Below are 26,181 nucleotides of genomic sequence, written 5' to 3'. Positions count from 1 at the left end.
CGTTTCCATGTCCCTCCTGAAGAAATGCCTCATCGCCTGCGTCGTGCTCGCGATGCTGCTCGCCGCCGCGACGTACGGCGCGTACCACTGGGCCACCACCCCCGTCCCGCTCGCCACCCCGCAACTCGATGTCACGATCAAGCCGCACAGCAGCCTGCGCAGCGTCACGACGCAACTCAACCGTGGCGGCGTCCCCGTCGAGCCGGAACTGTTCGTGATGATGACGCGCGTGCTCGGACTGCAATCGGCGCTGAAGTCGGGCAACTACGAATTCAAGCAGGGCATCACGCCGTACGACGTGCTGCAGAAGATCGCGCGCGGCGACGTCAACGAGTACGTGGCGACGATCATCGAAGGCTGGACCTTCAGGCACATGCGCGCCGAGCTGGATTCGAACCCGGCGCTGAAGCACGACACGGCGGGCATGTCGGACGCGGATATCCTGAAGGCGATCGGTGCGCCTGAAACGCCGACGGGCAACGGCGAAGGGCTGTTCTTCCCGGACACCTACCTGTTCGACAAGGACACGAGCGACCTCGACGTCTATCGACGCGCGTACCGGCTGATGAAGCTGCGCATCGACGAAGCATGGGTGGCGCGCGCGCCGGGTCTGCCGTACAAGACGCCGTACGATGCGCTGACCATGGCGTCGATCATCGAAAAGGAAACGGGCAAGGCGTCCGACCGCCCGATGGTCGCGGGCGTGTTCGCGAACCGTCTGCGCGTCGGCATGCCGCTGCAGACCGATCCGACCGTCATCTATGGAATGGGCGAGAGCTACTCGGGCCATCTGCGCAAGAAGGATTTGCAGACGGACACTCCTTACAATACCTATACGCGGATGGGCTTGCCGCCTTCGCCCATCGCGCTGCCGGGCGTCGCATCGCTACAGGCCGCGCTCAATCCGGCGCAGACCAGCGCGCTGTATTTCGTGTCGCGCGGCGACGGCAGCAGCATCTTTTCTGACACGCTCGGCGATCACAACAAGGCCGTCGACAAATACATTCGAGGTCAATGATGGCTCGGGGAAAATTCATCACGTTCGAGGGCATCGACGGTGCGGGCAAGACGACGCATCTCGGCTGGTTCCGTGACCGGCTGGAGCAGAAGCTCGCGCCCACCGGCCGTTCCGTTGTCATGACGCGCGAGCCGGGCGGCACGAAGCTCGGCGAGTCGCTGCGCGACATCCTGCTGCATCAGTCGATGGACCTCGAAACCGAGGCGCTGCTGATGTTCGCCGCGCGCCGCGAGCATCTCGCGCAGGTGATCGAGCCGGCGCTCGCTCGCGGCGACTGGGTGCTGTCCGACCGTTTCACCGACGCAACCTTCGCCTATCAGGGCGGTGGACGCGGCCTGCCGCGCGACAAGCTGGAAACGCTCGAGCGCTGGGTGCAGGGCGGTTTCCAGCCGGACATGACCGTGCTGTTCGACGTGCCGCCCGAGACAGCCAGCGAGCGACGCAGCGCGGCGCGCGCGCCGGACCGTTTCGAGAGCGAATCGGATGCGTTTTTCACGCGCACCCGCACCGAATATCTGCGCCGTGCGGAGGAAGCGCCTTACCGATTCGATATCATCGACTCGACGCGCAGCATCGCTGAAATTCAGAAGCATCTTGAGGAACTGATCGTATCTCTTTGATTTTACGTCGATATAAATTCACCCTATATCTGCGAACAAATCTCAGCCGATACTTCAAATATCCTCTTCAACCTATTGAATCGAAAGAGATACGATGATTTATCCGTGGCAAACCGACGACTGGAACCGCCTGCAGCAATTGCGTGCCCACTGGCCGCATGCGCTGCTGCTTCACGGGCAGGCCGGCATCGGCAAGCTGCGTTTTGCCCAGCATCTGGCGCAGGGTCTGCTGTGTGAGTCGGCATTGCCCGACGGCCAGCCGTGCGACAGCTGCGCGGCGTGCACATGGTTCAAACAGGGCAATCATCCGGACTACCGGATCGTGCTTCCGGAGGCGCTCGCTGCGGAAGCGGGCTTCACCAGCGCCGCCGCCGACGAAAAGGCCGAAAAAGAGAAAGCCGACGCCGACGAAGGCGGCAAGAAAACACGCACGCCGAGCAAGGAAATCAAGATCGAGCAGGTGCGGGCGCTGCTGGATTTTTGCGGCGTTGGCTCGCATCGCGGCGGCGTGCGCGTCGTTGTGCTGTATCCCGCCGAGGCGCTGAACGTCGCGGCAGCCAACGCGCTGCTGAAAACGCTTGAAGAGCCGCCTGCGGGCGTCGTGTTCCTGATGGTGTCGGCGCGCATCGACCGGCTGCTGCCGACCATCATCAGCCGTTGCCGCCAGTGGCCGATGACGACGCCGTCGCCCCAGGCCGCTACCGCGTGGCTCGCGCAACAGGGCGTGGCTGATGCGCCGGGCCTGCTCGCGGAAGCAGGCGGTGCGCCGCTCGCGGCGCTGGCGCTGGCCAGCGACGAAAACCGCCCGCTGCGCGACTGGACCCTGAAACAACTGGCGGCCGGCCCCAATTGCGACGCGTTCGCGTGCGGCGAGACCTTGCAGAAGCTGCCCGTGCCGCTCGTGCTGGGCTGGCTGCAGCGCTGGATGTACGATCTGCTCGCCCAGTCCACTGTCGGCACGACGGGCACGCCACGTTATTTCCCGGCGGCGTCGGCGGCGCTCTCGCGTTGCGCGTCGCAGGCCGACGCGAACGGTTTCGCGCGCTTCATGCGGACGGTCACGCGGCAACGCGCGGTCGAAAACCATCCGCTCAACGCGCGGCTCGTGTTCGAAGAACTGTTTCTCGGCTATCGCGACCTGTTCGTCCAGTAGCCAGATCCGTTCGCAGCGCATGTGAAGCACAACCGTTTTTAGCTCATTCCATCAACGACATCGACATGACTCTTCAATACCGCGACGCTACGCTCGACGATCTGCCCGCCATCGTCGCCATCTACAACTCGACCGTGCCGTCGCGCCAGGTTACGGCCGATCTGGAGCCGGTGAGCATCGACAGCCGCCGCGCGTGGTTCGAGGCGCACGGTCCTGAGAAGCGTCCGCTGTGGATCGTCGAAGATCAGGGGAAAGTGATCGCGTGGCTGAGTTTTTCCGATTTCTACGGACGCCCGGCTTATCAGCGCACGTCCGAAGTCAGCATTTATCTGGATGAAGCCGCGCGCGGCAAGGGGCTTGGCAAGAAACTGCTGGCAGCCGCGCTGGAAGCCGCGCCGAAACTCGGTATCGACACGGTGCTCGGCTTTGTATTCGGCCACAATGAGCCTAGCGTGCGACTCTTCCAGGCGTTCGGCTTCGCGGCATGGGGCACGCTGCCGCGCGTCGCGGTGCTGGATGGCGTCGAGCGCGATCTGGTTATCCTCGGCAAGCGTCTGGACGGCGCGCAGTAAGCGTTGCCGTACGACTCGCCTCAAACGTCATCGGATTTTTCGCAGGACTTCACCATGTTTGTCGATTCCCACTGCCATATCAACTTCGAAGGACTCGGCGACCGTCTGCCGCAAGTGCTGGAAAACATGCGCTCGCATTCGGTCACGCACGCGCTGTGCGTGTCCGTCGACTTCGAAACGCTGCCGTCCGTGCTGGACATCGCGCGTTCGTACGACAACGTGTATGCGTCAGTGGGCGTGCACCCGGACCATGAGGATGCGCGGGAGCCGACGGTCGCCGAGCTGGTCGAACTGGCGCAGCATCCGAAGGTGGTCGCGATCGGTGAGACGGGGCTCGACTATTACCGCCTCGAAGGCCGCTCGATCGACGAGATGGAGTGGCAGCGCGAGCGTTTTCGCGTGCATATCCGCGCCGCGCACCAGACGGGCAAGCCGCTGATCGTCCATACGCGCGCGTCGGCGGCGGATACGCTGCGGATCATGGCCGAGGAACGCGCGAGCGTGCCGGGCGGCGTGATGCACTGCTTTACGGAACCGTGGGCCGTCGCCGAACAGGCGCTCGCGCAGAATTTTTATATTTCGCTGTCGGGCATCGTCACCTTCAAGAGCGCGACGGACGTGCAGGACGTCGCGCGCCGCGTGCCGCTCGAGCGTCTGCTGATCGAAACCGACTCGCCGTACCTCGCGCCCGTGCCGTATCGCGGCAAGCCGAATGAACCTGCGTACGTCAGTTATGTCGGACGCTTCATCGCGCAGCAGCGCGAGATGGCGGACGAAGCGCTCGCGGCAGCGACCAGCGAGAACTTTTTCCGTCTGTTCAAGATTCCGGCGCCGGCAGGCGTTTGAAGTGAAAAATACGTAGTATCAACAGGATAGGAAATACTCCTAAAGCAACACATGAAAAAATATCTGACCGAGGGCCATCATGGCGCGGCTTCCGCCCGCGCCGCCGACCTGCGCCGTAGCCTGGCGAAACTGACGCTGGCAGCAGGTGTCGCGCTCGCGACGCTCGGCGCGCTGCCTGCGCACGCCGCACCCGCCGACACGATGATCAAGGCCGTCAAGTTCGACGACGTGAAGGAAGTGAAGAAGCAGCTGGCGAACGGCATGGACCCGAACATGGCCGACAACCAGGGCATCCCGCTCATCGTGATCGCCGCGCGCGAGAAATCTGACAAGGTGGTCGCCGCGCTCATCGACAATCCGAAGACGAATATCGAGATTCTCGACAAGGCGGGCGAAAACGCGATGATGATGGCCGCGCTGAACGGCGACATCGACATCGTGAAGCTGCTGATCGCCAAGGACGCGGAAGTCAACAAGAAGGGTTGGGCGCCGTTGCACTACGCGGCGGCGAACGGCAACGACGACATCGTCAAGCTGCTGCTCGATCATGACGCGTACATCGACGCCGGCTCGCCGAACGGCACCACGCCGCTGATGATGGCGTCGCGCGGCGGCCATGTGTCGACCGTGAAGCTGCTGCTCGACAGCGGCGCGGACCTCAACGTGAAAAACCAGCTCGGCCTGACCGCGCTCGATTTCGCCAAACAGTATAAGGAGCCCGATGTCGTCGAAGGGCTGACGGCACGCCTCCAGCAAATGCAGAAACAGGCCCCGCAGGCGCCCCAGTAACGCCGCAAAACAGTGCAAAATAGCAGCTTGGGCGCGGGTCACCACGCGCCTGAATTGCAGCCGGGACGGGTGGCTAAAACCGCGCGGCAAAGACCGCCGGACACCGTCAAGTTCCGGGCTTACACCAGGAAGGAAAAAAACATGCTGCGGGTTTTGATTTGCGCCGGCGCGCTCGCCGTGCCGCTGACGGCTGCCGCGTTTACGGGGGGCGACCTCAACAAGCTGTGCACGAAGACGGACGTTGCGTCGCGTAGCGCGTGTGCAGCCTATATCGAAGGCGCCGCGGACGGCGTGTTCAACACGATCGACGCGATCGGCGGGACGACGGGCCCGCGCGTCGGCCAGTATTTCTGCCTGCCGCCCGACGCGCGCTCGCAACAACTGACGGACGCCGTGCGCAAGTACATCGCCGACAACCCGAACGTGGCGGGCTACAACGCCAGCACGGCCATCTCGCTGGGACTCGGCAAGGCATTCCCCTGCAAGTCGGGCAGCTGAGCGGCGCTTCGCTTCTGTCGCTTCAGTTTCGTTTATCGCGATTCATCTCGACGCGCGCCGTGCTTGCTGCACCGCGCGCGTTTTCTGCTTTTTTTTCACCGCTTTAGACGCGTTTTAGACACGGTTCCAAGCCGGTCTTTTGGCCTATGCCGTCCGGCCCCGCACAAATGTGCAACTGATCGGGCGCAACCGCGGTCGAACCAGCACTGAACAATGCACGCCGGCCACGGCAGACCGGCCGCGGCAACCAGAGCGGAGGGACAGCAACATGGGCCGACTGATCGTCGTGTCGAATCGCGTGGCAACACCCACGGAGACCAAAGGCTCCGCGGGCGGGCTCGCGGTCGGCGTATTCGGCGCGCTGAAGGACGCGGGCGGCGTGTGGTTCGGATGGAGCGGGGACGTCGTCAGCGAAACAGTCGCCAACGCCGGGCCGACGCTCGACGTGGACGGCACTGTGACCTTCGCGACCACGGGCCTCACGCGCAAGGACTACGACCAGTACTACCGCGGCTTCTCGAACGCAACGCTGTGGCCCGTGTTCCACTATCGCAACGACCTCGCGCGCTACGAGCGCGAAGAGTACGCGGGCTATCGCCGGGTCAACGCGTGGCTGGCGCACAAGCTGATCAAACTGCTGAAGCCGGACGACATCATCTGGGTGCATGACTATCACCTGATTCCGTTTGCCGAAGCGCTGCGATCCGAGGGCATCAAGAACCGCATCGGGTTTTTCCTGCACATTCCGTTTCCGTCGCCGCAGATTCTGCTGAACATCCCGCCGCACGAAGAGCTGGTGAAGTCGCTGTGCTGCTATGACCTGCTCGGTTTTCAGACCGACAACGACGAACTCGCTTTTCACGACTATCTGCGCCGGCACGCGCGCGGTACGGTGTCGAGCGATGGCCGGGCTGAAGCGTTCGGCCGGCAGCTGCGCACGGGCGTCTACCGGATCGGCGTGTTTCCCGACGACATCGCCGAACAGGCGAAGCGCTACGAAAGCCGTCAGCATGTGCTCGACCTGAAGCAGAGCCTCGAAGGACGCAAGCTGATCATGAGCGTCGACCGGCTCGATTATTCGAAAGGGCTGGTCGAGCGCTTTCGCGCGTTCGAAGCGTTGCTGGAGCGTTCGCCCGAGTGGCGCGGCAACGTCACGCTCGTGCAGATCGCGCCGCCCACGCGCTCGGACGTCACCACGTACCAGGACATCCGTCAGCAGCTCGAATACGAAGCAGGGCGCATCAACGGAAAGTACTCAGGGCTGGACTACACGCCGATCCGCTATCTGAATCAGCAGTACGACCGCTGGAAACTGATGTCGCTGTTCCGCGAATCGCAGGTCGGGTTCGTCACGCCTTTGCACGACGGGATGAACCTCGTCGCGAAGGAATATGTCGCGGCCCAGAATCCGGACGATCCAGGCGTGCTGGTGCTGTCGATGTTCGCGGGCGCGGCGGCCGAACTGGAAGGCGCGTTGATTGTGAATCCTCATGATTCGCTCGGCATGTGCGACGCGTTGCAGCGCGCGCTCTCGATGCCGCTCGACGAGCGCAAGCGGCGTCACGAGATGGATATGCAGGCACTGCGCAAAAACGATCTGGGCGTGTGGCGCGATTCGTTCCTGCGCGATCTGCGCAGCGTCCCCACGCCTGCGCCGTTGCCGGATAGCGTGCGCGAAGTACGGGCGCCGGCAAAGAAGGCGGGGCGCGGCTGATGCAGCGCGGGCGTCCGTTCGACATCCAGAACAATGCTGTCTTGTCCGATTTGTCCGATCGACGCGCCGGCCGTGCGGAGCCCGAATGCTGACGACGCTCGCCATCGCCAACTATCGCTCGCTGCGCGATCTGATCGTGCCGCTCGCGCGTCTGAACGTGATTACGGGAGCGAACGGCAGCGGCAAGTCGAGCGTGTATCGCGCGTTGCGGCTGCTGGCCGTGACGGCGCGCGGTGGTGTCATTCCGTCGCTGGCGCGCGAGGGAGGGCTGCAATCCACGCTTTGGGCGGGCCCCGAGCGCTTTTCCCGCGCGATGCTGGCGGGCGACACGCCCGTGCAGGGCACGCGCCGCACGGAGCCCGTCAATCTGCGGCTCGGTTTTGCAGGCGATGAATTCGGCTACGCAATCGATCTCGGTCTGCCCATTCCAGGCGAAACGCAGTTCGGGCTCGACCCCGTCATCAAGCGCGAATGCATCTGGAGCGGTCCCGTGTTGCGTCCGTCGGCGCTGCTGGTCGACCGGCATGGCGCGTCGATCCGCACGCGTGACGACGACGGCGAATGGCAGACCATTCCGCATACCGTCGCTAGTTTCGACAGCATGATGACGGAGTTTTCTGACCCGCGTAGCGCGCCGGAGATGATCGCCGTGCGCGAGCAGATCCGTTCCTGGCGTTTCTACGATCATTTCAGAACGGATGCCGAGTCCCCTGTGCGCCTGCCGCAGATCGGCACGCACACGCCCGTGCTCAGCGACGACGGCGCGGACCTGGCCGCCGCGCTACAAACGATCCGCGAAATCGGCGACGCGACCGCGCTCGATGCCGCCATCGACGACGCCTTTCCCGGTTCGCGCGTGGCGATTACCAATATCGAGGGGCGCTTCGAGGTGACGATGCAGCAGCAGGGTTTGCTGCGCGCGCTGAAGGGCGCCGAATTGTCCGATGGTACGCTGCGCTACCTGTTGCTCGTCGCGGCGCTGCTCACGCCCCGGCCGCCCGCGCTGCTCGTGCTGAACGAGCCGGAAACCAGTCTGCATCCCGATCTGCTGCCGGCGCTCGCGCGGCTGATCGCGCGGGCGTCGTTGCGTTCGCAGGTTATCGTCGTGTCGCATGCGGCGCGGCTCATCGCGGCGCTGGAACGTGAGGACGGCAGCGAATCCGTCGTGCTTGAAAAGCAGTTGGGCGCGACCCGCATCGCCGACGCCGAGTCGCGCGATCTTCCCGCGTGGAAGTGGCCAGCCCGCTAGCGCGATGCGGAGTGACGCGGCGCGACGTGGCGCGACCGGCAAAGGCAAGGCGCTTCGCACGCCGCAGTAAATCGCGAGAAAGGGCAAGAAGGGATTGCCCGAAGCGAGTGTTTCCCGACTGTAACAGCGTAATGCAATTGAAATACCTGCGGCGTTTCGAGCAACACCGGGCAATAATCGGCGCATTGGACACAAGTGGCCCGAAGGTCAGGCGCGCGTGTTTTTTGGAAAGCCCAGAACCGTTGCGCAGCCGTCGTTCAGACGTCGTCCAGACTACGCATACGGATAAACCCGACATTGCGCCACAGTGCGCATGAAATCGCCAAACCGCGTTTGATCGGCTGCCTGCCTGCTGTCATACTCGTTCGCCACCGCTCGCTGCCGCCGCTCTCATGCGGCCCCTGGAGACACAGATGAGAATTGCGCAGATCGCTCCTTTGACCGAATCGGTGCCGCCCAAGCTATATGGTGGGACTGAGCGCGTCGTGTCGTACATCACCGAGGCGCTCGTCGACCTGGGCCATGATGTGACGCTCTTCGCAAGCGGGGATTCCGTCACGCGCGCGAAGCTCGAACCCGTGTGGCCGCGCGCGCTGCGGCTCGATCCCGGTATTCGCGACCGCATCGCGCCGCACATGCTGCTGATGGAACTGGTGCGCCGTCAGGCCGAAGAGTTCGACGTGCTCCATTTTCACATGGACTACTACTCGTTTTCGGTGTTCAAGCGCCAGGACACGCCGTTCGTCACGACCTTGCACGGCCGTCTCGATCTGCCCGAGCAGCAGCCGGTGTTCGACACGTTCAACACCGCACCCGTGATCTCGATCTCGAACTCGCAGCGTCATCCGCTGCCGCAGGCTCGCTGGCTCAGCACCGTCTACCACGGCCTGCCGGAAACGCTCTACACGCCGCAGCCCGTCGAGCAGAAGTACCTCGCGTTTCTCGGCCGCATCTCGCCGGAAAAGCGCGTCGATACGGCGATCCGCATCGCGGGCCGCTGTGGCATTCCGATCCGCATCGCCGCGAAGGTCGATGCCGCCGACGCCGAGTACTTCGAGCGCGACATCAAGCCGTTGCTGGATCTGCCGTATGTCGAGTACATCGGCGAGATCGCCGATCATCAGAAGGCCGAGTTTCTGTCGGGCGCGCATGCGCTGCTCTTCCCGATCGACTGGCCGGAGCCGTTCGGGCTGGTGATGATTGAATCGATGGCGTGCGGCACGCCCGTCATCGCGTTCAATCGCGGCTCGGTGCCCGAAGTGATCGACGACGGCGTGTCGGGTTTCATCGTCGAGGACGAGATCGGCGCGGTGGCCGCTGTCAACCGTCTGCACAAGCTGCCGCGCGCGGGCGTGCGCCAGCGGTTCGAAGAGCGCTTCACGTCGCACCGGATGGCGCAGCAATACGTGGACGCGTATCAGTCGGTGATTCGCGCGCAGAAGCGTTCGCGCTTCAAGGTGATCGACGCGTCGTCGAGCACCTGAAACGAGACGTCAGAGCCGCATAAAGAAAGGGCGACGCAATCCGACGATTGCGTCGCCCTTAGTCATTCGCCAGTCATCCATCGTGTTCATCACACCCATCGCCAATGGGCGAGGGCGGCATTGCCGCACCCGCCATCGACGACTTGCCGGAACCGCAAGGCGGACTCCCGTCCGCGTCCCGTAGCGCTGCGCCGCGGCGGCCTGCATCGAGGCCGCCATGTCGTCAGATCTTGAGCTTCGACACCTTCGTACCTGCCAGCGACACGTCCGCCATCAGGCCGGTGTTCGTCAGGACAAACACATCGACGGGCGCGGTGGCCGTGGTCGTATCGACGACGCCGTTCGCGCCCAGCTTGATGAGCGCGACGGACGCATCGGCACCGACCGACCAGCCGTCCGAGCTGCGGAATTTGTCGAGCGCATCCTGCGTCATGAACAGGAAGATGATCGCTTTCGACTGCGCGCCGGCCTGCAGGCCGAACGACCCGGAGATCGTGCTGTAGTAGCCGACCGTGCTGCCGCCCACACGCAGCGAGCCCTCGCCGTACTGTCCGCCGACCACGAAGCCGACCTGCAGCACGGACGGGAACACGAGAATGCCGCGCGCCTTCGCAACCAGCTCGCGTGAGCCTTGAACCGTCGTGTAGAGACGGGACATGGTGCCGTCGACGCTAGCGTCGATCGACTGCCGCTTCGACATGTCCGTAGCGGCAGACTCCCCGCTGCTCTTGGTGGTGGTGCAGCCGGCCAGTGCAAGGGTTCCGAAAGCGAGCGCGGCGGTACTCTTCAGCATGAAGTTTCGTCTTTGCATCGTTTTTCTCCATCGTGGTTCCGGGGTGCAGCCTCAGTTCACGCGGGTTGCCTGTTTAGTTATATCACACCAACCAGTAATGCAAGGGTTCTGGGGTCACCGCGCAAACCCTTGTGCGACGGGCGCTCCGCCGATGGTCAGCGATCTGTTGGGTAATTCTGGCCGGTCGGTTGCGCGGGTGGGAAGCCTGTCCGGCTGCTGTCCGGCGCTCGTGCGCGGAGACGGCAATGCGCGTCGTTGGCCCGGATTCGAGCCGCGAGAACGTCTGCCGGAAGCAGTCGTATTTACCGCTTTTGCACTGCGTCAAACTTCGCTGTAAGCGAACGGAAAGTGTTGCGGGAAAGCCGCAGCGGCGCGTCGGAAGCGCACCGCATGCCGTACGCAAACTCGCGGGTAACGTGTTGCACGCGTTGCAGCGCGAGCACGCGCGTCGGGATCGCTAATGATTCGCCGGACTTTTATTGACGGGTGGCCGCCTCAGCGCGCGGCGCACCATGCCGATGATGAAGCCGATCGCAAAGATGGTTGCGGCAGGCACGACCCAGTAGCCGACGAACGCATGCCACAGATAGCCTGCCAAGGTGCTCTTGCGGACCGCGTACTCGTTGATCGCGTCCTGCTGGCGCGGCGCGTTCGCGCTCAGCACGTCGGCGGGGCAGCCCGCTTCGCGCGCAACGTCGGGCGTGCCGTGGCAGCGCGCGGCGGCGCCTGCGGCGCGTTGCGCGTCGGTCAGCTGCCACGTCGTGAGCGCGTTGTTCAGGTCGACCCGGTTATAGGCCATTTCCTCCTGAATCTCGCGCACGGCGACGATCGCCACGGGCACAGCCCAAAATACGATCACCACCAGCCAGCGACGCAACCAGCGATTCTTGTGTCTCCCAACCATCCTTGCCTCCGTGCGATGCGCTTGCGGCATCAACGACAAGCTGGCGGCCCGTGGGACTTGTTTTGTGTGGGGCATGGGCCGTCTGTGCCGCCATCATAGAAGAAAACGGCCGGGGAAGTGCAGGGTGTGATGACGCGAATGCACGGCTTGTGTGCGCCATGTCGCAGGCGGGACGGGAAGCGCATGCGCGACGCTTCAGGTTCGACGTAACGCCGTCGCTGCGCCATGACGAAGCCCAAAAGAAAAGCGGCGTCCGCGATGGATGCCGCCCGTCGATACCGCATCGCCAATCGTGCCGCGCGAACCTACACAACGCGACACGCAACCAGGATCTCAGCCCTTGTTGCTCAGGCAGGTGCTCATGAATGCCTTGCGGTCGTCGCCTTTCTTGTCGGCCGCCTGCTTGTTGCACATCTTCATCTTGTCCTGTTGCGTCATCGGGCCGGACGCGGCCGCCGCCGACGCCGGCTTTGCCGACAGACAGCTCTGCATAAACGCCTTGCGTTCGTCTCCCTTCTTGTCGCCTGCCTGCTTGTTGCAGTCGGTCATCTTCGATTGCTGGCTGTTCGCGGCGAAAGCAGGCGACGCGAGCAGACCTGTCAGGGCGAGGGCAGCGAGAGCGGCTTGGATCTTCATGGGACACTCCATCACGGGTTGTGAATGTTGTTGATTGTCGTGAGACGGGCATCGAGCCGGGCGCTAGCCTCGGGCAGATAGCTTTCGTTGTGTTCGCCGTCACCATTGCTATGCATGGTGCTGTCAGAACGAGCGGACCGTACAAACGGTTGACGCACGCCGCGCTCAGACTGCACAGGTCTTTCCCTAAGATCGCTTACCCTGAACGTGCGAACCGTTATGCTTGAGTCGTTGCTGTCATCGCCATCCAGGAGTTTTCGCCATGCACTATCTGCTGATCTACGATGTGTCGCCGGATTATCTTGAGCGTCGCGCGGAGTTTCGCGGCGCGCATCTGAAGCTCGCATGGGCGGCCGCCGAACGGGGTGAGCTGCATCTCGGCGGCGCACTCGCCGATCCCGTCGATATGGCCGTGCTGCTCTTTGAAGGCGAAACGCCCGCCGTCGCTGAATCGTTCGCGCAAGCCGATCCGTATGTGCTCAACGGTCTCGTCACGAAATGGCGCGTGCGGCCGTGGACCACTGTCGTCGGCGAACACGCGGCGACGCCCGTGCGCTGAGCCACCCACCGACGCCACAGATCAACGCCACCCCCACGCAATATTCGTTTCACGCAGCGGCAACGATGCAACACAAATAAAAACGCCGCTGCACACGCGCACCATATGCGTCTTACATCAAAGCGAATGTAACTGCGTCAACTCTGTTGTGCGCAATCCACGCGAACAGGCGTTGTCATCGCGACGACGCGAGCATGGACGCGCTGCGTCGCGCTGTTCGCGCAATGTTCGAAGCGTTGCAACTGACGTCATTTCTGTGACAGTCATGAACTAAACGACGCAGCAAAAAGGACAAGATTGTTTCTATCCGTAACACTTGTCTCCGTCATATTCAGACAAACCCTAGGAATGGTATGCTTCGTGCACAAATTCTCCCATGCACGAGTGAGACCACGTTTTGTGCGTCGTCCCGGTGAATTAGCGCACTATCGGTGTGCTTTTATTAATCCCGGCGCACGAACGTATAAGCATATTGTGCAACCGAGGACCCGACACGAACCGCCAAAATGAAGTTCGTGCGAGCCCAACGCCGCAGCCGGGCCAGGCTGCGTGGAGAACTCAATGTTTTTCGATGAGCTAAGCAATGACGAATGGGCGCAAGTATCAGCGCTTGTTTCCGACGAGCCAGCCGTCCGCCTGAACCGACGCGGACGGCCCCGCGCCGAACCTCGAATCGTGGCCAATGCCGTTCTGTGGATCCTGACCACTGGCGAGCCGTGGTCGAGGCTTCCCGGCCGCTATCCGTCAGGTCCTACGTGCCGGCGTCGCTTCGAGGAGTGGCAAGCCGATGGCACGCTGGCCGAAGTGATCCGTCTGTTGACGCTGAATGGGCGCGCGTTCGCGTACATTCCCGAGCCGACGCCGCCTGCTGCGCCGAAGCCGGCGCCTGTGGTCGAAGCGCCGAAGCCGCGTGACGAGTTCGCGCGCGGCGTGTTCTGGAAGAGTCCGGAGACGTGGCAATCGTCTGGTCCCGAGTCGGACGTGCCGAGCGGCGCGCCGTCGGGCTGGCGCGCGCTCGCGCCGATGGCCGACATCACGCGTCAGCTGGCGGGCTCGGCTGCCGTCGAGACGGGCTTCGTCGAGGCGCCGCGCGCAAGTGCTGTGAGCGCTGCGAGCGCGCTCGATGCCGGCGTCGTCTTCGGCGACGTGCAGCGTGTCGACGTGCAAGCTGTGCAGGCGCCGATGCAGGCGCACGTCGCAGACTCTCATGCCACGCCGGCGCAAGCCGACGCGCATGGCGAAGACGCGTCCACCGCGAGCGCTTCGGCGGATACCTCGGCGGATAGCCAGCACACGCCGCTGTGGATGAGCCTCACGGCGCCGCGCGGCCTGGAGGTCGCCGACCGCCAGGGCTATACGATTTACGTCGAGGCAGAGCAGGTGCCTAACGACGCATTCCGCGCGTGGGCCGAGATCATGAAGGACGGCAAGCGCGTCGAGCGCTCCGGCCTGATCGGCCCGCGTTTCGCCGATGTCGACGCAGCGCACCGTTTTGCGCTCGACTGGGCGCGGCAATGGATCGACCGCGAATGCCGTACGCATGAAGCAGCGGCAGGACTGCGCGCGAACCCGTCGAGCGTGGGTATGCACACGCCGAAGGTCGCCGTGCGGCCGGTCACGCGCGCCATGCCCGAACTCACGCCGACGCCAGCGCTCGCCGCGGCGAACGTTGCCGCCACAACGGGCAATCCGCATCTGCCGCAGCATCTGAATCCGCGTCTGATGCCGTTGCGGCGCTATCCGCCCGAAGTCGCCAAGGACAAAACGGGCGAACGCTACCTGTTGCCGTTGAATCTGCATTCGCACGCAGGATGATGACGATGGCGTAGGCACGCCATCGTTTGAGCCAGAACTGGAACCGGTTACTTGGGCAGACGCGCAGCGGGTAGGCGCGTCGTTGCTGTCTCGTCGTTCATTGTCGTGATTCGATGCAGTGGTTCACGCATCGCGCGCTTCACCCCCGCAGTTTCAATCTGCGCAGTTTCAATCTGAGGTATCAGCAAACACGTCGTAGCAGAGACGGGCGCAATCCATCAGCGTCCGTCTCTGCTGCGTTTGTTAGCGATGCGCGTTATCGCCGGCCGTACGTGTCGTCGAAGCGCACGATATCGTCTTCGCCGAGATACGAGCCCGATTGCACCTCGATGATTTCCAGCGGCATCTTGCCCGGATTCTCGAGACGATGCGTGACGCCGAGCGGGATATACGCCGATTCGTTTTCCGACACGATGAAGCGCTCTTCGCCGCGCGTGACGAGCGCCGTGCCGCGCACGACGATCCAGTGTTCGGCGCGATGATGGTGCATCTGCAGCGACAGTTGCGCGCCCGGCTTCACGACAATGCGCTTTACCTGGAAGCGTTCGCCCATGTCGACGGAATCGTAGTGACCCCACGGGCGATGCACCTTGCGATGGTTCACGGCTTCCGCGCCATGCGCTTCGCGGATGCGGCCCACTACCTTCTTCACGTCCTGCACGCGGCTCTTGTCGGCGACGAGAATCGCGTCGTCCGTTTCGACGACGACGAGATCGTGCGTGCCGACGCAGGCGATCAAGCGGCCTTCGGAATGCGCGAATGTCGACCCGGCGCCTTCGAACATAACGTTGCCGCGGCCGACGTTGTCGTCGCTGTCCTTCGGCAGGATGTCCCAGATCGCGTCCCACGAGCCGACATCGGACCAGCCGGCATCGAGCGGCACGACGACGCCCGAGCATACCGACGTGTCGCCGCCCAGACGTTCCATCACCGCGTAGTCGATCGAATTGGACGGGCACGCGCCGAACGCGTCGCGCTGCACGCGGAAGAAGTCGCCGTCGGTGGTGCCTTGCGCATGCGCGGCTTCGCAGGCTTCATAAATGGCCGGATGGAAATGACGCACGGCCTTGATCCACGTCGACGCGCGCAGAATGAAAATGCCGCTGTTCCACCAATACTCTTTGGACTCGACATAGCGCTGCGCGAGTTCGATGTGCGGCTTTTCGACGAAGCGGTCGAGCTGGTGCGCGTCGATCACGCGCTCGCTCGCCGTTTCGACGGCGGGCAGTGAAGCACCGATACGAATGTAGCCGTAGCCCGTTTCGGCGCGCGACGGCACGATGCCCATCGTCACGATCTGGCCGTTTGCAGCATGCTGCACGCCCGCCGCGACGGCGGCGTGAAAACCTTCAGTGTCCGTCACCGCGTGGTCGGCGGGCATCACGACCATGATGCCGTCCTGGTCCTGCGCGAGCACGGAAAGCGCCGCGATCGTCAAAGCCGGTGCGGTGTCGCGTGCGCAGGGCTCGAGAATCAGGCGGCTCTGTTTGCCGCTCACGCGCAGTTGCTCGGCCGTCGTGAAGCGATGATCTTCGTTGCAGACAACGACCAGTTGCTCGGCGACGGGATAACCGGCATCGAGCCCATCGAGCCGTTGCGTCGTCGATTGCAGCAGCGAGTCTGCGCCCAGCAGACCGATCAGCTGTTTCGGATGCTGTTCGCGCGACATCGGCCACAGCCGTGTTCCCGAACCGCCAGCCAGTATCACGGGATGAACCTTGAGCTTGACGTTGAGCCGGGTTTGATTCGCCTGGCGATTGTCGACGTCTGACGCCGTAGCAGTCATGGTGATAACTCCTCGAAGCAGGGTGAATGGCTTCGTTTTTATCACGTCGTAATGCGTCAATAAATGGACATTGAATTTCTACCGAATAATTCCAATGCAAAATGCTCAACATGCATTAACGAATAATTTCGCAATGCCAGAAAAATAGAAAATAAATCATGCAAAAATTGACGCGACACAATTCGCGGCCTTGAAATTCGGAGGCTGACCGGCACGCGTACGGCATCAACTGAAACTGCAGCGGAAAAAAAGCACAGCAAAGGCGGGTCGAGCGGTGTGAAGTGCGGTGCCAACTCGCATAATTCGGCAAAAGTTACCGAATAAAAGTGAAAAAAATATCGTAAATCGTGCTGATACATTTTGAGATTTTTTACCGCCTTGCAGCCGGAATTTTAATACCGCTTTATCTAGGCTTGTACAAGGGTATTCACTCACCGGCGCAATTCATTCGTATTCGGGTCGCAATGCAAACCGCAATGCACCGGATGCGAGGTGATTTGCTTTTCCCGCGTTGCTTTTCCATTCGCAAGACGCAAGGCCGGTTGGCGAATCACCCGACAAGCCGGCGCGCGAATTACGCAGCGCACTTTTCAACGGACCGTGGATAGAACTTGATTGAACTGACAGACAAGGCGAGGGGCAGCAGATGCTGAGCGTTCTATCGAGAATCATCGACATCGGCATGGTCGCGCTCGGCGCGCTGATCGCAGCCGCGCTGCACGCAGGGCATTTCGTATGGCTCGACGACATGCAAAGCGTGTCGCTGGCGTTCGACTGCCTGCTCGTGATCCTGTTCTTTCCGGCCCTCGGCATCTATCAGTCGTGGCGCGGCAAGCCGCTGTACGACCTGCTGTGGCGCGTGTCGATGGGCTGGTTGATGGTCGAGGTGACGGGCGTGCTGATGAGCTTCAGCCTGCACCGATCGGACATGCTGTCGCGCCTGTGGCTCGCGTACTGGGCCGGCGCGAGCGTGGTGCTGCTGATCGTCACCAAGGCGCTGGTGCACGCCGTGCTGCGCGGACTGCGCCGCGAGGGCTTCAACCAGAAGCGGGTGGCTATCGTCGGTGGCGCGCCGTACGGCAAGTTTCTGATCGAGCAGATGCGCAGCCGTCCCGAAGCAGGCTTCAGCCCCGTCATCGTCTATGACGAAAACGATAGCCGCAGCCACTACGAAGACAACGACGAGCCGGAAACTATCGAAGGCGTGCCCGTGCGGCGCGACTACGCGGCGATGATCGACGAGATGCGCCGCCGTTCGGTGCGCGAGTTGTGGATGGCGCTGCCGATGTCGAAAGAGAAGATCATCCATCGCTTCGTGATGGAGTTCCGCAACGACTTCGTGAACATCCGCTTTATCCCGGATGTGCGCAGCCTGACGCTCCTCAACCAGCCGATGGTCGATCTGCTCGGCGTGCCCGCGATCAATCTCGCCGCATCGCCGATCACCGATCTGCGCGTGCTGCCCAAGCGGATCTTCGACCGTCTGTTCGCGCTCGCCGCACTGACGGCGCTCGCGCCGCTGCTGCTCGCAATTGCCGTGGCCGTGAAGCTGTCGTCGCCGGGCCCGGTGTTTTTCCGGCAACGGCGCAAGGGCATCGACGGACGCGAGTTCGAGATTTTCAAGTTCCGCTCGATGAAGGTCCACCAGGAACAGGCGGGCAAGATCACGCAGGCCACGCGCCGCGATCCGCGCATTACGCCCGTCGGCGCGTTCCTGCGCCGCACGAGCCTCGACGAACTGCCGCAGTTCATCAACGTGCTGCGCGGCGAGATGTCGGTGGTCGGGCCGCGTCCGCATGCGCTCGAACACGACGACATCTACAAGGATCTGGTGAAGGGCTACATGCACCGCTACCGGATCAAGCCCGGCATCACCGGCTGGGCGCAGATCAACGGCTATCGCGGCGAGACCGACCGCATCGAAAAGATGATGGGCCGCGTCAAGCTCGATCTGTACTACATGCAGCACTGGAGCTTCTGGCTCGACATCAAGATCGTTGGCCTGACTTTCTGGAAAGGCTTCGTGGGCAGCAACGCGTACTGACGCGCGTGGCGTCCATCGGGTAGAACGCCAGGCGTTCTTCATTCACTGAACATTCAATCTCCGAGGTGTAATTCATGAACCTGACGATCGTTGGAACCGGATACGTGGGCCTCGTGACGGGTGCCTGTCTGGCAGACATCGGGCACGACGTATTCTGCCTCGACGTCGATCAGCGCAAGATCGACGTGCTGAACAACGGCGGCGTGCCGATCCATGAGCCGGGTCTGCTGGAGATCATCGCGCGCAACCGCAAGGCGGGGCGCCTGAAGTTTTCGACGGATATCGAAGCGGCCGTCGCGCATGGCGACATCCAGTTCATCGCCGTCGGCACGCCGCCCGACGAGGACGGTTCGGCCGACCTGCAATACGTGCTGGCCGCGGCGCGCAATATCGGCCGCCATATGAAGGGCTTCAAGGTGATCGTCGACAAGTCGACGGTGCCCGTCGGCACCGCGCGCCGCGTCGCGCAGGCCGTGCAGGAAGAGCTGAATGCGCGTGGCCTGAAGCAGATGTTCTCGGTCGTGTCGAACCCCGAGTTCCTGAAAGAAGGCGCCGCCGTCGACGACTTCACGCGCCCGGACCGGATCATTCTCGGTTGCGACGAAGACGTGCCCGGCGAAAAGGCGCGCGAACTGATGAAGCGCCTGTACGCGCCGTTCAACCGCAATCACGAACGCACGCTGTACATGGACGTGCGTTCCGCCGAGTTCACGAAATACGCGGCCAACGCGATGCTCGCGACGCGCATCTCGTTCATGAACGACCTCGCGAATCTCGCCGACCGCGTCGGCGCCGATATCGAAGCGGTGCGCCGCGGCATGGGCTCGGACCCGCGCATTGGCTACGACTTCCTGTACGCGGGCTGCGGCTATGGCGGCTCATGCTTCCCGAAGGACGTCCAGGCGCTGATCCGCACGGGCAGCGAGATGGGCCACAACCTGCGCATTCTCGAAGCCGTCGAAGCAGTGAACGAAACGCAGAAGAAGATCCTCGCGCACAAGATCGTTGCACGTTTGGGCGAGGACCTGTCGGACCGCACGTTCGCCGTCTGGGGTCTTGCGTTCAAACCGAATACCGACGACATGCGCGAAGCGCCGAGCCGTGCACTGATCGCCGAACTGCTGGCGCGCGGCGCGAAGGTCGTGGCCTATGACCCGGTCGCCGTCGACGAATCGAAGCGCGTGTTCGCGCTCGACCTGAAGGACAAGCCGCAACATCTCGCGCGCCTCACGTTCGCGGATGAAGAAATGCAGGCGGCTGAGCAGGCCGACGCGCTGGTGATCCTCACCGAATGGAAGGTCTTCAAGAGCCCGGATTTCGACAGTCTCAAGACGCTGCTGAAAACGCCGCTGATCTTCGACGGCCGCAATCTGTACGAGCCGGACACGCTGCGCGAACTCGGCATCGAGTATCACGCGATTGGCCGTCAGTCCGCGCAGTCCGAAGCGGCGGCGGCCTCGCTCGCGACGGCTGCCACGGCTGACGCGCTGTAACCCCAGGCGTCATCGACTGCAAAGAGGCCGCCCATGTTCGCGAACGTCCTGATCGTCTGCCACGCCAACGTGTGCCGCTCGCCCGCCGCCGAGCGACTGTTCAAGTCGCGTCAGGACGCGCGCGGAGCGCAGCCCATCGCGTTTCGCTCGGCGGGCCTGCGCGCGATCGACGGCTACGCCATGGACCCCGTCATGCGGCGTCTGCTCGAAGAACGCGGCGTGGAAAGCGGCGCGCATCGCGCGCGGCGGCTCGACGGCAAGCTCGTGCGCGATGCCGATCTGATCCTCGTCACCGAACAGCGGCAAGTCAAGGATGTGGAAGCGCTCGATCGCACTTCGCGCGGCAAGGTCTATCCGCTCGGCAAGTGGGACAAGTGGGGAAGCGCCGACGTCGTCGATCCGCATGGACGCGACGAAGGCGCGTATCGCGACAGCCTCGCGCACATCGAACACCTCGTCATGGGATGGCTGGACAAAATATGCTGAAACGAAATATCACGTTATCTATTCTGCTGACGACTTTTCTGTCGGCGTGCGCGACCGCGCCGGGGAATTACCTCGACACGTCGCGTCTGAAGGAAGACTCGCAGAACAAGCCGGCTGAGACGTACCCGGTCACGCTGATCGATGCCTCGGTGATCCAGAAGCAGCAGGCCCAAACGGCAGACTCCATTGCGAAGCAGGTGCTGCCGCCGCCGGGCCCGTTCGCCGATCCGACGCAGTACGTCTATCACGTCGCGCCGCAGGACATTCTCGGCATCACCGTGTGGGACCACCCGGAACTGACGACGCCGAACGGCAGCACGCTGTCTTCGGGCGGCAACACCACGCAGTCGATCGGCGGCGCGTTGCAGCAGCCGTACACCCAGGCACTGCCGGGCCAGGCCGACCCGTACGGACAGACGGTCGCGCCCGACGGCACGATCTATTTCCCGTTCGTCGGCCGGATTCGCGCGTCGGGCCGGACCACGGCGCAGATCCGCGACGAACTCGGCAAGAAGCTGATTCCGTACATCCGCGATCCGCAGGTCGATGTGCGCGTGCTGTCGTACCGCAGCCAGAAGGTGCAGGTGACGGGCGACGTGAAAACGCCGGGACCGCTTGCGCTGTCCGACGTGCCGCTCACGCTGGTCGACGCGATCACCCGCTCGGGCGGCTCGTCCGACAACGCCGATCTGCAGCGCGTGCGCCTCACGCGCAAGGGCAAGCTCTACGTGCTCGACGCGAACCGCATGCTCGACAAGGGCGATTCGACGCAGAACGTGATGCTCGAACCCGGCGACATCGTCAACGTGCCGGACCGCAGCGACACGCGCATCTTCGTGATGGGCGAAGTGAAGACACCGATCCCCGTGCCGATGAACAAGGGCGAACTGACGATCGCCGATGCGCTCACGCAGGCGGGCGGCATTCTCGACACCGACGCGAACCCGCGCCAGATCTACGTGATGCGCGGCATGAAGGACAAGCCGACCACGCCCGACGTGTATCGCCTCGACATGACGCAGCCCGACGCGATCATGCTGTCGTCGCAATTCCAGTTGCAGCCGATGGACGTGGTGTACGTGGGCACGGCCGCCTCGACGACATTCAACCGCGTGTTGCAGCAGGTCCTGCCGACGGTGCAGACGCTGTTCTACCTGAAGCAGCTGACGCGCTGATGTCCTGACGTCTCATTGCAGTTGCAATGCCTGAACCGCTGCCGGCATCCCGGCGCTTCGCATCCGGAACACGAACGGATGCAACGCACCGGATGCCGCCGGCGACCCGACCCGGGTCAACCCTGAGCACTCAAGCGAGTATCCAAGTGAGCACTCAAGCCAATCCCCATCTGGCCATGCAGGCCAGAACCGAAGAAGAGGACGTGGTCCTCGGCCAACTGCTGCAGGTGATCATCGACGACATCTGGTGGCTGATCGGCATCGCCGCGACCATCGTCGCGATTGCCGGCTTCTACTGCTATGTCGCGAAGCCCGTGTATTCGGCCGATGCGCACGTGCGTGTGGAAACGTCGGACAACACGTCGCAGGCGCTCACGCAGACGCAAACGGGCGCGACGATCTCGACGGGACAGTCGACGATTCCCACCGACGCCGAGATCGAAATGATCAAGAGCCGCGGCGTGGTCGCGCCCGTGGTTCACGACATGAAGCTGAACTTCTCGATCGCGCCGAAGACGATTCCCGTGCTCGGCAGCCTCGCCGCGCGTCTCGCGACGCCGGGCCAGCCCGCCAAGGCGTGGCTCGGCCTCGGCTCGTATGCGTGGGGCGGCGAATTGGCCGACGTCGATTCGCTCGACGTGACGCCTGCGCTCGAAGGCCAGAAGCTGGTCCTCACCGCGCTCGACAACGAACGCTACACGCTGATGACGCCCGACGGCCAGTTGCTGTTGCGCGGCCAGGCCGGCCAGCCGGCACAGGGCGGCGGCGTCACGATGCTGGTCGACAAGCTCGTCGCGCGGCCCGGCACACAGTTCACGGTGATGCGCGCGAACGACCTCGACGCGATCGGCGCGTTCCAGTCGGCGATCAACGTGCAGGAGCAGGGCAAGCAGACGGGCGTGATCTCGATCTCGCTCGAAGACCAGAGCCCCGAGCACGCGGCGGCCGTCGCCAATGCGCTCGCGCAGTCGTATCTGCTGGAGCACATCCGCACCAAGCAGGCCGACGCGAGCCGGATGCTCGACTTTCTGAAGAGTGAAGAGCCGCGCCTGAAGTCCGATCTGGAACGCGCGGAAGCGGCGTTGACGGCGTATCAGAGCAAGAGCGGCTCGATCAACGCGAGCGATGAGGCGAAGGTCTATCTGGAAGGCAGCGTGCAGTACGAGCAGCAGATCTCCGCCTTGCGTCTGCAGATTTCGCAGCTCGAACAGCGCTATGGCGACGATCACCCGATGATCAAGGCCGCGCAGCAGCAGATGGCCGAACTCCAGGCGCAGCGCACGAAATACGCTGACCGTTTCCGCGATCTGCCCGCTACCGAAGTGAAGGCCGTGCAGCTGCAGCGCGACGCGAAGGTCGCCGAAGACATCTACGTGCTGCTGCTCAACCGCGTACAGGAACTGTCCGTGCAGAAAGCAGGCACGGGCGGCAACGTGCATATCGTCGACGCCGCGTTGCGCCCCGGTTCGCCCATCAAGCCGAAGAAGGCGCTGATTCTGTCGGCAGCGACGATTCTCGGGCTGATCATCGGCACGGGTTTCGTGTTCCTGCGCCGCAATATGTTCAAGGGAATCGACGACCCCGAAACGGTCGAGCGCACGTTCCATTTGCCCGTCTATGGTCTCGTGCCGCTGTCGTCCGAACAGGCGCTGCTGGAGAACGCCGCAGTGCGCGGCGGCACGCGTCAGCGCGCGGTGCTCGCAAACGCGAAGCCGAAGGACGTGTGTATCGAAAGCCTGCGCAGCCTGCGCACGTCGATGCAGTTCACGCTGCAGGATTCGCGCAACCACATCGTGATGTTCACGGGTCCGCTGCCCGGCGTCGGCAAGAGTTTCCTGACGATCAACCTCGCCGTTCTGCTCGCGCATTCGGGCAAGCGCGTGCTGATGATCGACGGCGACATGCGGCGCGGCGCGCTCGAAAAGCATCTCGGCGGCTCGCAGGACAACGGCCTGTCGGAGTTGCTGAGCGGGCAGATTTCGCTGGAAGAAGCGGTGCGCGCGACGGAAATCGACAACCTGTCGTTCATTTCGTGCGGCCGCCGTCCGCCGAACCCGTCCGAACTGCTGATGTCGCCGCGGCTGCCGCTGTACCTCGACGGGCTGGGCAAGCGCTACGACGTGATCCTGATCGACACGCCGCCCGTGCTGGCCGTGACCGACGCGTCGATCATCGGCGGCTATGCGGGTTCGACGTTCTTCGTCGTGCGCTCGGGCATGCACAGCGAAGGCGAGATCGCCGATGCGTTGAAGCGCCTGCATTCGGCGGGCGTGCACGTGCAGGGCGCGATTTTCAACGCGATGCCGCCGCGCGCGCGCGGCAACTACGACCGCAGCTACGCGGCCGTGCAGGAATACCTGAGCACCTGATGCGCGCATTGGGTCTTGCCTGCGAGGCAAGGTCCATGCGCCGTCAACAAGCCACGGAGAGTACAGGATGAAGATAACGGTACTGGTGCCGACCTTTCGCCGCCCGCAGGACCTCGCGCGCTGTCTCGCGGCCTTGCAGAAGCAGGAGCGCGTGCCCGACGAAGTGGTCGTGGTCGCGCGTCCCGATGATGAAGCGACGCATGCATGCCTCGCCGATCCCCTCGTGGTCGGCGCGTTGCCGCTGAACGTCGCGGCCGTCGAATTGCCGGGCCAGGTGGCCGCGCTCAATCGCGGGCTGGATGCTGCGACGGGCGACGTGATCGCCATCACCGACGACGACGCCGCGCCGCACGCGGACTGGGTGCGCCGCATCGGCGCCGCGTTCGAAAGCGATCCGCGCCTGGGCGCGCTCGGCGGACGCGACTGGGTGCATCAAAAGGGCGGCGTGCTCGACGGCTCGCGCTTTCTGGTCGGCAAGATGATGAAGTCGGGCAAGATCATCGGCAACCATCATCTGGGTGTCGGTGAAGCGCGCGAAGTCGATCTGCTCAAGGGCGCGAACATGAGCTACCGGCACGACGCGGTGCGCACGATCCGCTTCGACGGCCGCTTGCGCGGCGCAGGCGCGCAGGTCCACAACGACATGGCGTTCAGCATGAGCGTGAAGAACGCGGGCTGGAAGCTGGTTTACGATCCGCGCGTCGCCGTCGATCACTACCCCGCCGAGCGTTTCGACGAGGACCGCCGCGACGCGCAGTCGCTGACGGCGGTGCGCAACGCCGCGTACAACCTGCATCTGATCCTGCGCGAGCAGTTGCCGGCTGGGCAGCGCGAAGTCGCGTGGTGGTGGTATGCGCTCGTCGGCACGCGTGTTTATCCGGGCGCGCTGCATGCGGTGCTCGCGCTGACGTCGAAAGGGGCGCGCACCAAGCTTGCGCGCTGGCATGCCGTGCGCACGGGCGCTCGCGAAGCGCGCCGGGCGTTTGCGCAGCAGCGCGGCACGGGCACCGGGACGGGGGTGCACGCATGACGACAAAGGTCCACGTGCATCTTTTTTACGGCGCCGATCCGCGTTTCTATCGACCGGGCGAGAACATCGGCTGCCTGTATGGCTATCACCACGCCGAGTCCGACGAATTCCAGTTGAGCTATTCGCAGGACGCAAAGGAGAGCAAGCCGGTACGTCTCGTGCGCCGCGCGCTGAAGACGCTGCTCGGCTTCGACCTGATCCACACGCTGCGCAACCGCGACGAGATGCTGCGCTCGGACGTGATCTGGACGCACACCGAGCAGGAATGGCTATCGGCCGCGCTGATGCTGCTGATGAACGGCAAGCGCGAGGAGCAACCGCTATTGCTCGCGCAAAGTGTGTGGCTGATCGACAAGTGGCCGAACTATGGGCTGCTGCGTCGCTGGTTCTATCGCAAGCTGATTGGGCGTGCTGATCTTTTGACGACGCTCGCGCGCGATAACGCCGAGTTGTGCCGCGAGTATTTCGACCGCGACGCGACGCAGCTTTTCTACGGGCTGAACACGCGCGATTTTCCCGTGCAGCAGCCAAAGGCATGGCAACCGAATACGCCGCTGCGCATCGCGGCCATCGGCAACGATCGCGACCGTGACTGGGAAACGCTGATCAAGGCCGTCGGCAACGATCCGCGCTTTGCGGTGCGGCTCGCGACGCGACGGCGCATTCCGCGCGCACTGCGTTCGTTGAACGTGCAGGTCGCGCCCGCAGCGGGCCTGAAGAAGCAGCGCGAACTGTACGACTGGGCCGACGTGGTCGTCGTGCCGCTGCGTCCGAACACGCATGCGTCCGGTATCACGGTGATGCTGGAAGCCGCCGCCGTCGGCAAGCCGATGGTCGTGACGAATGTCGGCGGGCTGGAGGATTACTTTTCGGCGCGCGCGGCGGCGTATGTGCCGCCGTTCGACGCCGACGCGCTGCGCGAGGCGCTGCTCGGCCTCATCGCATCGCCCGACCAAGCGCTGCAACAGGCGCAGGCGGCGTCGATGCAGCTCGTGTCGCGCGATCACACGACGCAGCACTATGCGCAGCAGCACGTGAAGCTCACGCGTGATCTGCTGCGTCAGCAAGCGCAGCACGCGCATCCCGCGCAGAAGGCGAACGCCAGTGGAAACGCCCGCGTGCCGTCGCAGAGCCGGGGAGGGATGTAA

Annotated in this window: 23 protein-coding genes; 19 read left to right on the top strand and 4 right to left on the bottom strand. The window is 63.6% G+C overall.

Annotation, left to right across the window (positions count from 1 at the left end; all coding sequences use genetic code 11):
- Positions 1-7 precede the first annotated feature (7 nt).
- The 10 genes from mltG (at position 8) to C2L64_RS08580 (ending at position 9,943) form a co-directional block, all read left to right on the top strand.
- Entirely contained in the window at positions 8-1,018 is a 1,011-nt protein-coding gene (gene mltG, locus C2L64_RS08625) for an endolytic transglycosylase MltG (RefSeq protein WP_007733173.1), read from the top strand.
- The gene (gene tmk / locus C2L64_RS08620) at positions 1,018-1,638 is read left to right on the top strand and encodes a dTMP kinase (protein WP_007733170.1); all 621 of its coding nucleotides are present in this window, start codon (positions 1,018-1,020) and stop codon (positions 1,636-1,638) included. Before mltG ends, tmk begins: the two co-directional genes overlap by 1 nt.
- A 94-nt stretch (positions 1,639-1,732) precedes the next feature.
- Complete coding sequence (locus tag C2L64_RS08615; protein WP_007733169.1) at positions 1,733-2,791, top strand: DNA polymerase III subunit delta'; 1,059 nt, start codon at positions 1,733-1,735, stop codon at positions 2,789-2,791.
- Between the two features lie 65 nt (positions 2,792-2,856).
- A complete protein-coding gene (locus C2L64_RS08610; protein ID WP_007585948.1) occupies positions 2,857-3,363 on the top strand; it encodes a GNAT family N-acetyltransferase in 507 nt (168 codons plus the stop codon).
- 54 nt (positions 3,364-3,417) lie between these two features.
- The gene (locus C2L64_RS08605; RefSeq protein ID WP_079499570.1) at positions 3,418-4,209 is read left to right on the top strand and encodes a TatD family hydrolase; all 792 of its coding nucleotides are present in this window, start codon (positions 3,418-3,420) and stop codon (positions 4,207-4,209) included.
- Between the two features lie 51 nt (positions 4,210-4,260).
- Complete coding sequence (locus tag C2L64_RS08600) at positions 4,261-4,998, top strand: ankyrin repeat domain-containing protein (RefSeq protein WP_079485666.1); 738 nt, start codon at positions 4,261-4,263, stop codon at positions 4,996-4,998.
- A gap of 141 nt (positions 4,999-5,139) precedes the next feature.
- Positions 5,140-5,496, top strand: a complete 357-nt coding sequence (locus tag C2L64_RS08595; RefSeq protein ID WP_007585951.1) for a Rap1a/Tai family immunity protein — start codon at positions 5,140-5,142, stop codon at positions 5,494-5,496.
- 268 nt (positions 5,497-5,764) lie between these two features.
- The gene (gene otsA / locus C2L64_RS08590; protein ID WP_007585952.1) at positions 5,765-7,210 is read left to right on the top strand and encodes an alpha,alpha-trehalose-phosphate synthase (UDP-forming); all 1,446 of its coding nucleotides are present in this window, start codon (positions 5,765-5,767) and stop codon (positions 7,208-7,210) included.
- A gap of 85 nt (positions 7,211-7,295) precedes the next feature.
- Positions 7,296-8,459 carry an AAA family ATPase gene (locus tag C2L64_RS08585; protein ID WP_007585953.1) on the top strand — a complete coding sequence of 388 codons (1,164 nt, stop codon included), beginning with the start codon at positions 7,296-7,298 and terminating at the stop codon, positions 8,457-8,459.
- Between the two features lie 413 nt (positions 8,460-8,872).
- Entirely contained in the window at positions 8,873-9,943 is a 1,071-nt protein-coding gene (locus C2L64_RS08580) for a glycosyltransferase family 4 protein (RefSeq protein ID WP_007585954.1), read from the top strand.
- A 223-nt stretch (positions 9,944-10,166) separates the two neighbouring features.
- On the opposite strand, the gene C2L64_RS08575 is transcribed toward C2L64_RS08580, so the two are convergent.
- From C2L64_RS08575 to C2L64_RS08565, 3 genes are all read right to left on the bottom strand, one after another.
- Positions 10,167-10,754: a BPSL1445 family SYLF domain-containing lipoprotein gene (locus tag C2L64_RS08575; RefSeq protein WP_007585955.1), complete on the bottom strand. Its 588-nt coding sequence runs from the start codon at positions 10,752-10,754 to the stop codon at positions 10,167-10,169.
- A 439-nt stretch (positions 10,755-11,193) separates the two neighbouring features.
- A complete protein-coding gene (locus tag C2L64_RS08570; protein ID WP_007585956.1) occupies positions 11,194-11,640 on the bottom strand; it encodes a hypothetical protein in 447 nt (148 codons plus the stop codon).
- 333 nt (positions 11,641-11,973) lie between these two features.
- On the bottom strand, positions 11,974-12,276 hold the full coding sequence (locus tag C2L64_RS08565) for a PsiF family protein (RefSeq protein ID WP_007585957.1): 303 nt from the start codon (positions 12,274-12,276) through the stop codon (positions 11,974-11,976).
- Positions 12,277-12,538: 262 nt separating this feature from the next.
- On the opposite strand from C2L64_RS08565, the gene C2L64_RS08560 reads away from it, so the two are divergent.
- Both C2L64_RS08560 and C2L64_RS56220 read left to right on the top strand, forming a co-directional pair.
- Entirely contained in the window at positions 12,539-12,835 is a 297-nt protein-coding gene (locus C2L64_RS08560) for a YciI-like protein (RefSeq protein WP_090835171.1), read from the top strand.
- 561 nt (positions 12,836-13,396) lie between these two features.
- A complete protein-coding gene (locus C2L64_RS56220) occupies positions 13,397-14,650 on the top strand; it encodes a DUF6566 family protein (RefSeq protein WP_090835169.1) in 1,254 nt (417 codons plus the stop codon).
- 256 nt (positions 14,651-14,906) lie between these two features.
- On the opposite strand, the gene C2L64_RS08550 is transcribed toward C2L64_RS56220, so the two are convergent.
- Entirely contained in the window at positions 14,907-16,436 is a 1,530-nt protein-coding gene (locus tag C2L64_RS08550) for a mannose-1-phosphate guanylyltransferase/mannose-6-phosphate isomerase (protein WP_007733156.1), read from the bottom strand.
- 646 nt (positions 16,437-17,082) lie between these two features.
- Between C2L64_RS08550 and C2L64_RS08545 the strand changes: the two genes are divergently transcribed.
- The 7 genes from C2L64_RS08545 (at position 17,083) to C2L64_RS08515 (ending at position 26,181) form a co-directional block, all read left to right on the top strand.
- Positions 17,083-18,480 (top strand): undecaprenyl-phosphate glucose phosphotransferase, encoded by a 1,398-nt coding sequence (locus C2L64_RS08545; protein ID WP_007585964.1) that lies wholly within the window; start codon positions 17,083-17,085, stop codon positions 18,478-18,480.
- A gap of 74 nt (positions 18,481-18,554) precedes the next feature.
- The gene (locus tag C2L64_RS08540) at positions 18,555-19,973 is read left to right on the top strand and encodes a UDP-glucose dehydrogenase family protein (RefSeq protein ID WP_079499577.1); all 1,419 of its coding nucleotides are present in this window, start codon (positions 18,555-18,557) and stop codon (positions 19,971-19,973) included.
- Between the two features lie 33 nt (positions 19,974-20,006).
- The gene (locus C2L64_RS08535; protein ID WP_007733153.1) at positions 20,007-20,459 is read left to right on the top strand and encodes a low molecular weight protein-tyrosine-phosphatase; all 453 of its coding nucleotides are present in this window, start codon (positions 20,007-20,009) and stop codon (positions 20,457-20,459) included.
- Positions 20,453-21,634, top strand: a complete 1,182-nt coding sequence (locus C2L64_RS08530) for a polysaccharide biosynthesis/export family protein (protein WP_090835167.1) — start codon at positions 20,453-20,455, stop codon at positions 21,632-21,634. Before C2L64_RS08535 ends, C2L64_RS08530 begins: the two co-directional genes overlap by 7 nt.
- A gap of 176 nt (positions 21,635-21,810) precedes the next feature.
- The gene (locus tag C2L64_RS08525; RefSeq protein ID WP_086919076.1) at positions 21,811-24,003 is read left to right on the top strand and encodes a polysaccharide biosynthesis tyrosine autokinase; all 2,193 of its coding nucleotides are present in this window, start codon (positions 21,811-21,813) and stop codon (positions 24,001-24,003) included.
- Between the two features lie 67 nt (positions 24,004-24,070).
- On the top strand, positions 24,071-25,033 hold the full coding sequence (locus C2L64_RS08520; RefSeq protein ID WP_079499578.1) for a glycosyltransferase family 2 protein: 963 nt from the start codon (positions 24,071-24,073) through the stop codon (positions 25,031-25,033).
- Positions 25,030-26,181, top strand: a complete 1,152-nt coding sequence (locus C2L64_RS08515; protein WP_086919070.1) for a glycosyltransferase family 4 protein — start codon at positions 25,030-25,032, stop codon at positions 26,179-26,181. Before C2L64_RS08520 ends, C2L64_RS08515 begins: the two co-directional genes overlap by 4 nt.

Origin of the sequence: Paraburkholderia hospita, from assembly GCF_002902965.1 — a bacterium.
Lineage (GTDB): Bacteria > Pseudomonadota > Gammaproteobacteria > Burkholderiales > Burkholderiaceae > Paraburkholderia > Paraburkholderia hospita.
The sequence above is the reverse complement of the archived record's forward strand: the minus strand, read 5'-3'. Positions and strand labels throughout refer to the sequence as shown.

Coding starts and splice junctions, on each gene's coding strand:
- mltG (WP_007733173.1), top strand. CDS start 8: ATGTCCCTCCTGAAGAAATGCCTCATCGCCTGCGTCGTGCTCGCGATG.
- tmk (WP_007733170.1), top strand. CDS start 1,018: ATGGCTCGGGGAAAATTCATCACGTTCGAGGGCATCGACGGTGCGGGC.
- C2L64_RS08615 (WP_007733169.1), top strand. CDS start 1,733: ATGATTTATCCGTGGCAAACCGACGACTGGAACCGCCTGCAGCAATTG.
- C2L64_RS08610 (WP_007585948.1), top strand. CDS start 2,857: ATGACTCTTCAATACCGCGACGCTACGCTCGACGATCTGCCCGCCATC.
- C2L64_RS08605 (WP_079499570.1), top strand. CDS start 3,418: ATGTTTGTCGATTCCCACTGCCATATCAACTTCGAAGGACTCGGCGAC.
- C2L64_RS08600 (WP_079485666.1), top strand. CDS start 4,261: ATGAAAAAATATCTGACCGAGGGCCATCATGGCGCGGCTTCCGCCCGC.
- C2L64_RS08595 (WP_007585951.1), top strand. CDS start 5,140: ATGCTGCGGGTTTTGATTTGCGCCGGCGCGCTCGCCGTGCCGCTGACG.
- otsA (WP_007585952.1), top strand. CDS start 5,765: ATGGGCCGACTGATCGTCGTGTCGAATCGCGTGGCAACACCCACGGAG.
- C2L64_RS08585 (WP_007585953.1), top strand. CDS start 7,296: ATGCTGACGACGCTCGCCATCGCCAACTATCGCTCGCTGCGCGATCTG.
- C2L64_RS08580 (WP_007585954.1), top strand. CDS start 8,873: ATGAGAATTGCGCAGATCGCTCCTTTGACCGAATCGGTGCCGCCCAAG.
- C2L64_RS08575 (WP_007585955.1), bottom strand. CDS start 10,754: ATGCAAAGACGAAACTTCATGCTGAAGAGTACCGCCGCGCTCGCTTTC.
- C2L64_RS08570 (WP_007585956.1), bottom strand. CDS start 11,640: ATGGTTGGGAGACACAAGAATCGCTGGTTGCGTCGCTGGCTGGTGGTG.
- C2L64_RS08565 (WP_007585957.1), bottom strand. CDS start 12,276: ATGAAGATCCAAGCCGCTCTCGCTGCCCTCGCCCTGACAGGTCTGCTC.
- C2L64_RS08560 (WP_090835171.1), top strand. CDS start 12,539: ATGCACTATCTGCTGATCTACGATGTGTCGCCGGATTATCTTGAGCGT.
- C2L64_RS56220 (WP_090835169.1), top strand. CDS start 13,397: ATGTTTTTCGATGAGCTAAGCAATGACGAATGGGCGCAAGTATCAGCG.
- C2L64_RS08550 (WP_007733156.1), bottom strand. CDS start 16,436: ATGACTGCTACGGCGTCAGACGTCGACAATCGCCAGGCGAATCAAACC.
- C2L64_RS08545 (WP_007585964.1), top strand. CDS start 17,083: ATGCTGAGCGTTCTATCGAGAATCATCGACATCGGCATGGTCGCGCTC.
- C2L64_RS08540 (WP_079499577.1), top strand. CDS start 18,555: ATGAACCTGACGATCGTTGGAACCGGATACGTGGGCCTCGTGACGGGT.
- C2L64_RS08535 (WP_007733153.1), top strand. CDS start 20,007: ATGTTCGCGAACGTCCTGATCGTCTGCCACGCCAACGTGTGCCGCTCG.
- C2L64_RS08530 (WP_090835167.1), top strand. CDS start 20,453: ATGCTGAAACGAAATATCACGTTATCTATTCTGCTGACGACTTTTCTG.
- C2L64_RS08525 (WP_086919076.1), top strand. CDS start 21,811: ATGCAGGCCAGAACCGAAGAAGAGGACGTGGTCCTCGGCCAACTGCTG.
- C2L64_RS08520 (WP_079499578.1), top strand. CDS start 24,071: ATGAAGATAACGGTACTGGTGCCGACCTTTCGCCGCCCGCAGGACCTC.
- C2L64_RS08515 (WP_086919070.1), top strand. CDS start 25,030: ATGACGACAAAGGTCCACGTGCATCTTTTTTACGGCGCCGATCCGCGT.